Below are 12960 nucleotides of genomic sequence, written 5' to 3' on the forward strand. Positions count from 1 at the left end.
TTTCATTCCAATCGTACGATCGTCGCAACAATCACCGCCACAATCGCCGGAATCATCCCGCAGCAACGGCCGCAAACCACTCGCCCATCACCGCTGCATCCCCCAACGCCGGACCGTCAGGCGCTCCAGCGTATCGAACGCCAGGTTTTCCACAAGCAGACCGATGATGACCACCGCGGCCAAGCCCGCGAACACCCGGTCTGTGTATAACTCGTTGCGGTTCTGAAAGATGTACCAGCCCAGCCCGCCCTTGCCGCTGGACGCCCCGAACACCAGTTCGGCGGCAATCAACGTGCGCCACGCAAACGCCCAGCCGATCTTCAATCCGGCCAGGATGGCGGGCAGGGCGGCCGGCACCAGGATCTGCAGGACGTAGCGCAACCCGGTCAGCCCGTAATTGCGCCCCGCCATCCGCAGGGTGTCAGACACCCCGAGAAAGCCCGCGTACATGTTCAGCGCCAGCGCCCACAGCACGGAGTGGATCAGCACGAATATCAGGCTGCCTTCACCCAGCCCGAACCACAGCAGCGCCAGCGGCAGCAAGGCAATCGCCGGCAGCGGATTGAACATCGCCGTCAGGGTGGACAACAGATCGCGGCCGAACCGCGTGGACACCGCCAGCGTCGTCAGCACAAAGGCGAGCACGACACCCGCCAGATAGCCCTGCACCAGCACGCGCATCGACTGACCGGCGCGCGCCAGCAGCTCGCCGCTGGTCACGCCCTCGACAAAGGCCTGAGCGGTCTGCCAGGCGCCGGGCAGCAGCAGATCGTTGTCGGTGTAGCGCGCCGCCAGCTCCCACACCGCCGCCAACAGGACAAGGATCACTGCCTTGCGCAGGGCGGCGTGCTGCCACAGCCGCTCGTGCCACGGCAGCGGCGCCTCGGCCGCTTGCGGGGGCAGGGGCGGCAGGTCGTATTCCACCTCGGGGCGAATGAACGCCGATCCGGCATGGCTGATGCTCATGCACGCTCCTTTCAGGCCGCCGCGCGCTCGGCCTGAGCCAGCGGGGCGCTATCGAACAACAAATCGTGAATGCGGCGCGACGCCGCCTGAAACGCCGCCGATCCCTGGCTGTGCAGGTCAAAGCCGTGCGCATTCAGTTCGGCGCGCACACGGCCCGGATGCGGGGACAGCAACAGAATGCGGCTGCCCAGCACCAGCGCCTCTTCGATCGAGTGCGTGACAAACAGCAGCGTGAACCGCACGTCGTCCCACAACGCCATCAGCTCTTCCTGCATGCGCCGGCGCGTCAGCGCATCCAGCGCCGCGAACGGCTCGTCCATCAGCAGCACACGCGGCTGCATCGCCAGCGCCCGCGCAATGGCCACGCGCTGCTTCATGCCGCCCGACAGCGTATGGGGATAGGCATCGGCAAAGCCCGCCAGCCCGACCTTGTCCAGGTAGTGCATCGCCCGTTCATCGGCCTCGCGCCGGTTGAGCTTGCGCGACGCCAGCAGCGGAAACGCCACGTTCTGGCGCAGCGTCTTCCAGGGCGGCAACTGGTCGAATTCCTGGAACACCACGATGCGGTCCGGGCCCGGCCCTTGCACGGTCTTGCCGTCAATCGCGATCCGTCCCTCAGTGGGTTCGATGAATCCCGCCACCGCCTTGAGCAGCGTCGATTTCCCGCAGCCGGACGGCCCGAGCAGAATGAAGCGCTCGGCGCCGTGCACGTCAAAACTGACCTGATGCGTCGCGCGAACACGCCGTTCGCGCGTCTTATATTCGATCGACACCTTATCCACAGCCAGCAAAGGCGGTGGCCGTTGAACGTTATCCACAGGGGTGGCGGGGATCACAGCCATGTCAGCTGCCCTGCGCCGTGACGGGATCGTCGAAGAAGTAGTCGCGCCAGCTGGCCGGCGCATTCTTGATCGCGCCGACCTTGTGCATGAACTGCGCCAGCGCGAACGTGTTCTGCGGCTGCAGCTTGAACTGCACGTCGGGATTCTTGATGACCTTGATGAGGAAGTCGCGGTCCTGCTTGGCGCCGGTGACGCGCAGGTAGATGTCCGCGGCCTTTTCCGGATTGGCGGCGGCAAAGCTGGCGGCTTCCTTCAACGCTTCCTGGAAGGCCTTGTAGGTCTTGGGATTGTCGCGGCGGAATTTCTCGGTGGCGAACAGCACCGTCGACGAACTGGGGCCGCCCAGCACGTCATACGAATTGAGCACGATGCGCGCCTTGGGGTTCTCGGCCAGCTCCTGCTCCTGGAAGGGCGGGTTGCCGAAGTGGCCGGTGATTTCCGTGCCGCCGGCAATGATGGCCGCCGCGGCGTCCGGGTGCGGCAGCGCCACCGAGATCTTGTCCAGCTTGTTGAACTGCGCGTCGCCCCACAGCTTGGCCGACGCCAGCTGCAGCACGCGCGATTGCACCGACACGCCCACCGCCGGCACGGCGATGCGGTCCTTGTCCGTGAAGTCGGCGATCGTCTTCACGTTCGGGTTGTTGGTGACCAGGTAATAAGGAAAGTTGCCCAGCGACGCCACGCCCTTCACGTTCTGCTTGCCGTGCGTGCGATCCCAGATCGTCAAAAGCGGTCCCACACCCGCCCCCGCGATATCCACAGCCCCCGACAACAGCGCGTCGTTCACCGCGGAGCCGCCGGACAGCTTGGCCCACTCGACCGAGATATCCACACCTTCGGCCTTGCCGTGCTTCTCGATGAGCTGCTGGTCGCGCGCAACGTTCAGCAGCAGATAGACGATGCCGTACTGTTCGGCAATGCGGATGCGCCCTTCGGCCATGGCCGGTGTGGGCGAAGCCAGCGCCAGCACGGCAAGTATCAGCGCGAGGCCCGCGCCCGTGGCGGTCTGGACCAGTCGATCCCGTAGCGTGGAGGTCAAACGCATGGCGTTCCTTGTGGATAAGTATTTGGGGGCGGGGTGGTGCATCCATTGGGCCGCGTCAGAACGGCACATCGCCTTCGATCGTTGTGCGGTACAGCTTGCGGCGCAGGTGATCCGGCGTGCCGCCCGCCAGGTGGATCAGCGAGCGGTTGTCCCAGAACACCAGGTCATGCGGCTGCCACTTGTGGCGGTAGATGTGTTCGGGCCGCACGCTGTGGGCAAACAGTTCGGCCAGCAGCGCGCGGCTTTCGTCGTCCGGCAGTCCCTCGATACGCGTCGTGAAGCCTTCGCTCACGAACAGCGCGCGGCGGCCGTTCTCCGGATGCGTGCGCACCACCGGATGCACCACCTCCTGCACTTGCGCAATCTGCTGCGCGCTCAGGTTCGGGCGCCAGTTGCCTTCCTTCTGCAGTTGCCCGTACTGGGCCAGATAGGAATGCACGCCGCGCTTGCCGTCGATCGCGTCCTTCAGCGCCTGCGGCAGGGTGTCGTAGGCCAGGTGCATGTTCGCGAACAAGGTGTCGCCGCCTTCGGCCGGCAGCTCCTGCGCATGCAGCAGCGACCCGAGGCTGGGCAGTTCCTTGTACGAGATGTCCGAATGCCAGTATTTGCCCGCGTCACCCAGACCAATCGGCTTGCCGTCTTCCAGGATGTTCGAGACCGTCAGGATCTCGGGATGGCCAGGCAGGTGGAACTGGTGCAGCACGTGGATCATCAGGCGGCCGAAGCGGCGGCTGAAATCGATGTGCTGCTGCGGTGTGATGCGCTGGTCGCGGAACACCAGCAGGTGATGGTCCAGGTGCGCCTTGTGCACGCGCGCAAAATCCGCGGGTGTCAGTTCGTGCGACAGGTCCAGGCCGATGATTTCCGCGCCCACGGGACCGGGCAGGGGGCGCACGTCAAAGGACTGCGGCTGGGGGGCGGCGTGCGCTTCGCGCCGCAAGGCATTGCTCTGGGACATCGATCGCTCCGAATTCGCCTTGCGGCATGGCTGGAACGATCGATTATGGAAACCGCGCCATGTATCTCAAACGAAGATATCGGCGTTTGATCAAAGCTTTACGTCATATAGCAAAAAGCCGCAGGGCGCCCCCGCGGCTTCATGGCCAACCGCATATAAGCAAATAGCGTATCGGTCCTTACTTGGCCGGCATGAAGGCCTCGACCAGCTTCACCCAATACGTTGCACCGACCGGCAGCAACGCGTCGTTGAAGTCGTAGTTGGGGTTGTGAAGCTGGCACGGCCCCATGCCGTGGTACGACTCCATGCGGTGATCGCCGTCGCCGTTGCCCAGGAACAGGTATGAGCCCGGCACGGATTCCAGGAAGAACGAAAAATCCTCCGCGCCCATGAACGGCGGCATGTCGCGCAGCACGTTCTCCGCGCCGAAGGCGTCTTCGGCAACCTTGGCCGCAAACGCGGTTTCGTTTTCCCAGTTCACCAGCGGCGGGTACGCGCGCACGAAATCCAGCTCGCCCGTGCCGCCATACACCTGCGGCAGGGTAGTGGCGATGCGGCGCATGTCCGCCTCGATCTTGTCCAGCGTCTCCACCGAATACGTGCGCACCGTGCCGCGCAGCACGGCCTCGCCGGGAATCACGTTGTAGGCATCGCCCGCGTGGATCTGCGTGATCGACAACACCGCCTGATCCAGCGGATTCTTGCTGCGCGAGATGACCGTCTGCAGCGCGTGCACCATGTCGGCGGCCACGATGATGGGGTCCACGGACGAATGCGGCTGGGCGGCATGGCCCCCGACGCCCTTGATCACGATGTCCCAGCGATTGCTCGACGCCATCGTCGGCCCCGACCGGAAACCGAACTGATTGACGGGCATGCCCGGCATGTTGTGGATGCCGAACACCGCATCGCAGGGAAACTTGTCGAACAGGCCGTCCTGCATCATGGCGCGCGCGCCGGCGTTGCCGCCTTCCTCGGCCGGCTGGAAGATGAACACGACCGTGCCGTCGAAATTGCGATGCGTGGACAGATACTGCGCGGCGCCCAGCAGCATCGTCGTGTGTCCGTCATGACCACAGCCGTGCATGCGCCCGCTGATCGTGGACTTGTGGGCAAACCGGTTGTGCTCCGGCATCGGCAGCGCGTCCATGTCGGCACGCAAACCAATGGTCTTTCCGCCGCTGCCGGCGCGCAATATGCCCACCACACCGGTTTTCCCCAGCCCCGTGTGGACTTCCAGTCCCCAGTCGCGCAGGCGTTCGGCCACCAGGTTGGACGTGCGCGTTTCCTGAAACGCCAGTTCGGGATGCGCATGGATATCGCGTCGCAGGGCCGTCAGGTCCCCGTGTACGCGTTCGATTTCGGCAATGGTTTTCATGGCTGTGGATAAGCTGTCTGGATTGAAGGAGGGCGCACGCGCAAAACGCCTGCTGTTGCGGGAATTCTCGCGCCGCCCCGCGTGCCGCGTCCAGCCCTTTTTCGGCGCAGGTCAGGCGGCATCGTTCAGATGGCAGGCGCTGAACTGCCCCGGCGCGATCTCCCGCAGGAGCGGGAGCTCAGCCTTGCAGCGCGGCATGGCATGGGGACACCGCGGGTGAAACGCACATCCCGTGGGCGGATCCAGCGGCGAGGGCAGCTCGCCTCGGATGGGCTGATACGTGCGCCGCCCGGGCACCAGCGTCGGCAGCTCCTTGAGCAACGCCTGCGTGTACGGGTGGTTGGCGCGCGTGAAGACGGTATCCGTGTCCGCCAGCTCGACGATGCGTCCCAGATACATGATCGCCACGCGGTCCGAGATATGGCTGACCACGCTGAGGTTGTGGCTGATGAACAGATACGTCAGATCCAGCTCATCGCGCAGCTGTTCGAACAGATTCAGCACCTGCGCCTGGATCGACACGTCCAGCGCGGCCACGGCCTCGTCGCAGACGATCACCGAAGGTTTCAGCGCCAGCGCCCGCGCAATACCGATACGCTGGCGCTGCCCGCCCGAAAACTGATGGGGATAACGCTGTGCAAAGCTCGGGTCCAGGCCCACCTGCCGCATCAGCCCGGCCACATACTCCTGCTTGTCGCGCGAGCGGATCAGGCCGTGCGCCACGGGCGCTTCCCCGATGATCTCGCGCACGCGCATGCGCGGATTCAGGGACGCGTAGGGATCCTGGAAGATCATCTGCACGCCCAGTTCATAGGCGCGCCGCTCGGGTCCTTTCATGGCGTGCACGGGCTTGCCTTGATAGTGCACCTCGCCCGCCGTCGGCGGCAGGATGCCCGACACGACGCGGCCCAGCGTGGATTTTCCACAGCCTGACTCGCCGACGATGCCGATCACTTCGCCCGGCCTGACCGCGAGGTCGACGCCGGCCACCGCATGCACCACTTGCGTCTTCAGGCCTGCGCCCAGCAAGTTGGCGATGCGGCCGGCCAGATCCACCGGCTGCACGAAACGCAGCTGGACGTCGCGCAGGGCAAGGATCGGCGTGGGATTGTTCAGGGCGTCGTTCATATCGCGTCCGGCGCTCCAGCATGCCAGCAGCGCACCCATTGCGCCGGGCGGACTTCGACAGGCGGCGGTTCGACCAGACAGGCGTCCGTCGCGCGCGGACAGCGCCCGCGGAACGCACAGCCCTGTGGCAGGTTCAACAGCGACGGCGTCATGCCGGGGATCGGCACCAGCGGCTTGCCGCGTGCCTGCGGCGTCGGAATGGATGCGATCAACCCGTGCGTATAGGGATGCATCGGATGGCGGATGACCGCCTCGGTGGTGCCCGTTTCCACGACGCGTCCCGCATACATCACCGACACGCGATCAGCCAGGCCCGCCACCACGGCCAGGTCATGGGTGATCCAGATGAGACCGGTCCCCGTTTCCCGGCAGAGCTTCTGCACCTCGAACAGGATCTGGCCTTGTATCGTGACGTCCAGCGCCGTCGTGGGCTCGTCCGCAATGATGAGGCGCGGTGAATTCAATAGCGCGATCGCGATGGCCACGCGCTGGCGCATGCCGCCAGAGAGCTGGTGCGGATACGTCCGCAGGCGTTCCTCCGGCGACGGAATGCCCACCATGGCAAGCGTTTGCAGCGCGCGCTGGCGCGCCTCGTCGCGCGACACCTTGGCGTGCGCCTGCACGGCCTCGATCATCTGCGTGTCCACCCGCAGCACCGGATTGAGCGTCATCATCGGATCCTGGAAGATCATCGCGATCTCCTGTCCCCGCAACTGGCGCCACCGCGCGGGCGTCGCGGCGCGCAGGTCCTCGCCGTTGAGCAGCACCTTGCCATCGACGATGCGGCCAGGTTCATCCAGCAGGCCCATCAAGGAAAAACCCGTAATACTCTTGCCCGATCCGGACTCGCCGACCAATCCCAGAATCTCGCCCTCGGCCAGCGTCAGGTCCACGCCGTCGACGGCCTTCACGACGCCATTGCGCGTGAAGAAATGCGTCTTCAGGCCATGCACCTCAAGTACGGGGGCCGGGCCGGGCAGGGGACGTTGCGCCGCGCTTGTCTGCATTGCTCCCGTCCTCAATTCGCGTGCCGCGGGTTGAGCACATCGCGCAGGTGGTCGCCCACCAGGTTGATGGCGATGATGGCCAGCGCCAGCGCAATGCCGGGAAAGAACGAAATCCAATACTGGCCGGACAGCAGATACTCAAAGCCGTTGTAGATCAGCATGCCCAGCGACGGTTCGGTCACCGGCACGCCGACACCTAGAAACGACAACGTCGCTTCCAGCGCGATCGCGTGCGCCAGATCGATCGTGGCGATCACGATGAGCGGCGGCATACAGTTCGGCAGCACGTGCCGGAACAGCACGCGCGACCACGACAGCGACATGCAGCGCGCCGCCTCCACATATTCCTTGCCGCGCTCGACCAGCGCCGCGCCGCGTGCGGCGCGCGCGAAATACGCCCACTGCACGACGATGAGCGCGATGATCACCTTATCCACACCCTTGCCCAGAATCGCCAGCAACATCAGCGCCACCAGGATCGCCGGAAACGACAACTGGATATCCACAATCCGCATCAGCAGGGCATCGATGCGTCCGCCGAAATACGCGGCAATCAGTCCGACTGTGGCCCCAATGCCAAAGGCCGCCAGCACCGACACGGTGGCGACCATGAGGCTCGTGCGCATGCCGTAGAGAATGGCGGAAAAGAGATCGCGCGCCTGACCGTCGGTGCCAAGCAGGTAGCGCATCGAGCCATCGCCGCTTTCGCTGCCCGGCTTGAGCTTCGAATCCATGATGTCCAGGCTGGCCAGATCGTACGGATTCTGCGGCGCGATCCACGGCGCCAGCAGCGCCGCCCCGACGATCACGATCAGCATCACCAACCCCAGCGTCGCGAGCTTGCTGGCAAAGAAGTCCGACACGAAGCGGCGCCAGGGCGTCTGCTCTTTCGTCGGGGCCGGGGGCGTGGCAACGGTGGCGGGCGTGTTCATCGGCGGCTATCCAGGCGTACGCGGGGGTCCAGCACCGTGTAGATGATGTCCACCACCAGATTCAACATGACCAGGAAGAAAACGATCAGCAGCAGATACGCCACCACCACCGGGCGGTCCAGGTTGATGATGGAATCGATCAGCAGCTTGCCCATGCCCGGCCACGAAAACACAGTCTCCGTCACGACGGCAAACGCCATCACCTGGCCGAACTCCAGTCCGGCCACCGTCACCACCGGAATCAGGATGTTCTTGAGCAGGTGAACGCCCAGCACGCGCTTTTCCGACAGCCCCTTGGCGCGCGCAAACTTGATGTAATCCATCGGCAGCGCCTCACGCGTGGCGGCGCGCGTCACGCGGATGATCATCGCGCACTTGGCGAGGGCAATGGTCGCGGCAGGCAATGCCAAGCTAAGCCAACCATCAAACGTCAGCACGCTCAGCTGCAACGAGCCGATGCTGACCGTGTCGCCGCGGCCGCCGGCCGGCACCCAGCCCAGCATCACGGCGAACACCATGATGAGCATCAGGCCCACCCAGAAATTCGGCAGCGAAAAACCCAGCACCGAGCCCGTCATGATCGCGCGCGAACCCACCGCCGCGGGCTTCAAACCGGCCAGGATGCCGAGCGGCACGCCGATCATCACCGACAGCAGCATCGCCACACAGGCCAGCTCCACCGTGGCCGGCATGCGCTCCAGAATCAGATGCATGGCCGGCTCGCCGGTCAGGAAACTGTTCCCGAAATCGCCGCGCACGGCCTGGCTCATGAAGATCAGGTACTGCCGCCACAACGGCTGGTCCAGCCCCAGCGACGCGCTGATGGCGGCGCGCTGCGCCTCGGTCGCTTCGGGACTGGCCAGCATCGAGACGGGATCGCCAACCATGTAAATGCCGGCAAAGACCAACGCCGACATGACGAGCATGACGACGATGGTCTGCAGCAGCCTTCTGACGATGGTTGCAAGCACGAGAGGTCGCCCGGCGCGCTTACTTCTTCAGTGTTGCGTTCTGCGCCAGCGTGACCTGGTCCGGACGGCCCTGGTAGCGGATGTCGTTCTTCATGGCCCAGACCGACAGCTCGAAATGCACCGGCAGCATCGCGAAGTCGTCCATCGCAATATTGCTTGCCGTCGACAGCAACTCAGCGCGCTTGGCGTCATCCATCGTGGACGAGGCCTGCTTCACCAGGTCATCCATCTTGGGGTTGGAATAGCGGCTGCGGTTCGTCGTGCCCTGGCCCGCTTCCGGATTGCGCGTCATCAGCAGCGACGTCAGCGCGTTGGACATTTCACCGCTGGTCACAGACCAGCCCGCCAGATACGCCGAGAACGAATAGCTGTCGCGGTTCTTGAAGAACACCGGAGGCGCCATCGCGTCCACGCTGGTCTTCACGCCAATGCGCGTCCACATGGACGCGATGGCCTGCGCCACCTTCGAATCGTTGACGTAGCGACCGGACGGGGATCCCAACGTGATCGAAAAACCATTCGGATAGCCCGCCTCCTTGAGCAACGCCTTCGCCTTTTCCACATCGGCCTTGGGCGCCTTCGAATGCTCCTTGCTGGAGCCGAACATGGGGTAGGGCAGCAGGTTGCCCGCGGGCAGGGCCACACCGCCCATAACACGCTCGACCAGCGCGTCGCGGTTGATCGCCAGCGACAAGGCCTCGCGCACGCGCTTGTCCTTCATCGGATTCTTTTCGGTGCCCTGCACGCCGGGCGACGGCTCTGCGTACTGATCCAGCGCCACATACACCACGCGCACCGACGGCGTTTCCTCGACGAAGAGCTTCTTGTCGGACTTGAGCTTGGGCAGATCGTCGGTGGGAGGATCCTCGATCATGTCCACGTCGCCGGCCAGCAATGCGGCCACGCGCGCGGCCGCGTTGCTGATGGGGCGGTAGACCACGCGGTCCCACTCGGGCTTCTTGCCCCAGTAGTTGTCGTTGCGCGCCAGCACGAATTCAGCGCCGCGCTTCCACGACACGAACTTGTAGGGACCCGTTCCGATCAGGCCATCGCCGCTGTTCAATTCGGTCGTCGTCTTGCCTTCCGCGGCGGGGCCCGACGCGGCCTTCTTCGACAGGATGGGCAACTGCGCCAGATTGACCAGCAGGTTCGGCGCGACTTCCTTGGTGGTGATGCGGATCGTCATCGGATCCACCGCTTCGGTCTTGGCGACGGAACCCAGATACAACGTGAACGGCGACGGGCTGTTCGGCACTTTCGGGACGCGGTCATACGTAAAGACGACGTCCTCGGCGGTAAACGGCGTGCCGTCGGAGAACTTCACGTTCGGCCGCAGCTTGAAGGTCCAGACCTTGCCATCGACGGTCCACGATTCCGCCAGCGAAGGCTGCGGTTTGAGCTGCGCGTCCGTGGCGACGAGCGTATCGAATATGGTCTGGGAGATCTGCGTATTCGGGGTCAACGCGTGGTACTGCGGATCCATCGACGACGGCTCGGTCTTCAACCCGATCACCAGGTCGCGGGCCATGGCCGAACTGTATGTGCCACAGGCCATCACCACCGCGGCAGCGCCGCAGGCCAAGACACGCGAAAACCGAGATGCCATCGTGATCTCCCAGAGTTGTTTCGGGTTTTGAACCTCGGGGCCACAGTAACCAGCAAACAACGCGCCGCGCAACAGTTATATTCCCCTATTGTTTAGCCCAGCCATCTCCCCCTGATATGTCCGCCTACGCCCCCATCGCCGCCATCGCCACCGCCCCCGGAAGAGGCGGCATCGGCGTCGTGCGCATTTCTGGTGCGGACCTGTCCGGATTGGTGCGCCGCCTGTTTCAGCGCGATCTCACGCCGCGCCATGCGCACTATCTGCCCTTCAAGACGGTGGATGGCGAACTGCTGGACGAAGGCATCGCCATCTACTTTGGTGCGCCGCATTCCTACACCGGCGAGGACGTGCTGGAACTGCAGGGACACGGCGGTCCGGCCGTGCTGCGGCGCGTGCTCGATAGCTGTCTTGTCGCGGGCCGGGACCTCGGCGTGCGCCTTGCCGAACCCGGCGAATTCACGCGCCGCGCGTTCCTGAACGACCGCATGGATCTGGCGCAGGCCGAAGCGGTCGCAGACCTGATCGAGGCGTCCTCGGTAGCGGCCGCACGCGGCGCGATGGCGTCCCTGTCGGGCGAATTCTCGGCGCGCGTCAACGACCTGTCCGACCGCATCATTCACCTGCGCATGCTGGTCGAGGCGACCCTGGATTTCCCGGAAGAAGAGATCGACTTCCTGGAGAAATATCAGGCGCGTCCTACCCTGGATACGTTGGCCGGCGACCTGTCCGCGCTGATCGCCCAGGCGCGGCAAGGTGTCATCCTGCGCGAGGGCTTGCATGTGGTGCTGGCCGGCCAGCCCAACGTGGGCAAATCCAGCCTGCTCAATGCGCTGGCGGGCGACGATATCGCCATCGTCACGCCCATTGCCGGCACCACGCGCGACAAAGTGGTGCAGGAAATCCATATCGACGGCGTGCCGCTACATATTGTCGACACGGCGGGCCTGCGCGAAACCGAAGACACGGTCGAAAGCATCGGCATCGCCCGCACATGGCAGGAGATCGAACGCGCCGACGTCATCCTCCATTTGCAGGATGCCACCCAGCCGGGCGACGAGCTGGACGCGCAGATCACCGCGCGGCTGCCTCCCCGCACACCTGTGCTGAAAGTCTTCAACAAGGTCGATCTGCTGCCCGAGCCCTTTACCGCCGGCCCCGGCGAACTAGGCATATCGGCCAAGCGGGGCGCCGGCCTGGATTCGCTTCGCGCGGAACTGCTGCAAATCGCCGGCTGGAATCCTGGCGCGGAATCACCGTGGCTGGCGCGCGAGCGGCATTTGCATGCGTTGCAGGAGGCCGCGGAGCATCTGGAACTAGCTGCCGCGCATGCCGGCCAGGATGACCGGGTGTTGGACTTGTTTGCCGAGGAACTGCGGTTGGCGCATGACAGCTTGTCGAGTATCACTGGGAAGTTCACCAGTGATGATCTGTTGGGCGAGATCTTCTCCAGTTTCTGCATCGGCAAGTAATCAGGCCCTTCACTCAGCAGTCCAATATCGCCGGACGGCTTCAACACGCTTGTACAGATCAGCTTTCTTTATTAATAAGACTCTTCTGATTTACACGAAATATCGGCGGCTTTTACAACCGGTGGTGCCTTTTGGCACCAAGGACGACCCCCCGCGGTCCGTCGCAACCGGAAGCTCGCCATGCCCACCCAGTCCAATCTGCGCTTCACGTTCACTGTCGGCGACGAATCGTTTGAGGTCGTCGAATTTACGCTGCAAGAAGGGTTGTCCCAGACCTTTCTTCTTGAAGTGGAACTGGCCAGCGGCAACGCGGCAATCGATTTCGCCAATGTCCTCGACCGAGCTGCGCTACTGACTATCTGGCACGGCGACACGCCGGTTCGCTACGTGCACGGCGCGATCTCCTCATTTGTCCAAGACGAAACGGGCTTTCGGCGCACGCGCTATTCGGCAGTCGTCGAGCCACGCCTGGCGCGCTTGAAACTCAGTTCCGACTGGCGCATCTTCCAAGGCATCACCGTCCCGCAGATCGCCGAAGCCGTGCTCAAGGCGCATGGCGTCACCCAGGACTACGAACAGCGCAGCACGACCGAGCATCAGACCCGCGAATACTGCGTGCAGGCCGGCGACACCGACTATCACTTTGTCGAACGCATCA

At 64.2% G+C, this 12960-nt stretch carries 12 protein-coding genes; 2 read left to right on the plus strand and 10 right to left on the minus strand.

The window, feature by feature from the left end:
• Nucleotides 1-87: 87 nt before the first annotated feature.
• The 10 genes from RT697_RS15630 to RT697_RS15675 form a co-directional block, all read right to left on the minus strand.
• The gene (locus RT697_RS15630) at nt 88-966 is read right to left on the minus strand and encodes an ABC transporter permease (protein ID WP_313700015.1); all 879 of its coding nucleotides are present in this window, start codon (nt 964-966) and stop codon (nt 88-90) included.
• A gap of 11 nt (nt 967-977) precedes the next feature.
• Nucleotides 978-1808: an ABC transporter ATP-binding protein gene (locus RT697_RS15635; protein ID WP_313700017.1), complete on the minus strand. Its 831-nt coding sequence runs from the start codon at nt 1806-1808 to the stop codon at nt 978-980.
• Between the two features lies 1 nt (nt 1809).
• Nucleotides 1810-2853, minus strand: a complete 1044-nt coding sequence (locus RT697_RS15640; protein ID WP_313700018.1) for an ABC transporter substrate-binding protein — start codon at nt 2851-2853, stop codon at nt 1810-1812.
• 55 nt (nt 2854-2908) lie between these two features.
• Complete coding sequence (locus RT697_RS15645) at nt 2909-3811, minus strand: TauD/TfdA family dioxygenase (RefSeq protein ID WP_313700019.1); 903 nt, start codon at nt 3809-3811, stop codon at nt 2909-2911.
• Between the two features lie 178 nt (nt 3812-3989).
• The gene (locus RT697_RS15650; protein WP_313700021.1) at nt 3990-5189 is read right to left on the minus strand and encodes a M20 aminoacylase family protein; all 1200 of its coding nucleotides are present in this window, start codon (nt 5187-5189) and stop codon (nt 3990-3992) included.
• A 111-nt stretch (nt 5190-5300) separates the two neighbouring features.
• Nucleotides 5301-6317 (minus strand): oligopeptide/dipeptide ABC transporter ATP-binding protein, encoded by a 1017-nt coding sequence (locus RT697_RS15655; protein WP_313700023.1) that lies wholly within the window; start codon nt 6315-6317, stop codon nt 5301-5303.
• Complete coding sequence (locus RT697_RS15660) at nt 6314-7324, minus strand: ABC transporter ATP-binding protein (protein ID WP_313700024.1); 1011 nt, start codon at nt 7322-7324, stop codon at nt 6314-6316. Before RT697_RS15660 ends, RT697_RS15655 begins: the two co-directional genes overlap by 4 nt.
• A gap of 11 nt (nt 7325-7335) precedes the next feature.
• Entirely contained in the window at nt 7336-8256 is a 921-nt protein-coding gene (locus tag RT697_RS15665; protein WP_313700026.1) for an ABC transporter permease, read from the minus strand.
• Nucleotides 8253-9227, minus strand: a complete 975-nt coding sequence (locus RT697_RS15670; RefSeq protein WP_313700028.1) for an ABC transporter permease — start codon at nt 9225-9227, stop codon at nt 8253-8255. Before RT697_RS15670 ends, RT697_RS15665 begins: the two co-directional genes overlap by 4 nt.
• A gap of 19 nt (nt 9228-9246) precedes the next feature.
• Complete coding sequence (locus RT697_RS15675) at nt 9247-10833, minus strand: ABC transporter substrate-binding protein (protein WP_313700030.1); 1587 nt, start codon at nt 10831-10833, stop codon at nt 9247-9249.
• Between the two features lie 116 nt (nt 10834-10949).
• Here RT697_RS15675 and mnmE point away from each other — a divergent pair, with 116 nt between their 5' ends.
• On the plus strand, nt 10950-12302 hold the full coding sequence (gene mnmE / locus RT697_RS15680) for a tRNA uridine-5-carboxymethylaminomethyl(34) synthesis GTPase MnmE (protein ID WP_313700032.1): 1353 nt from the start codon (nt 10950-10952) through the stop codon (nt 12300-12302).
• A gap of 180 nt (nt 12303-12482) precedes the next feature.
• Nucleotides 12483-12960, plus strand: a 478-nt coding sequence (locus RT697_RS15685) for a contractile injection system protein, VgrG/Pvc8 family (RefSeq protein ID WP_313700033.1), incomplete at its 3' end; no start/stop codon positions are given.

The sequence above is a fragment of the Achromobacter sp. genome, assembly GCF_032113835.1.
Taxonomy (GTDB): Bacteria; Pseudomonadota; Gammaproteobacteria; order Burkholderiales; family Burkholderiaceae_B; genus Achromobacter.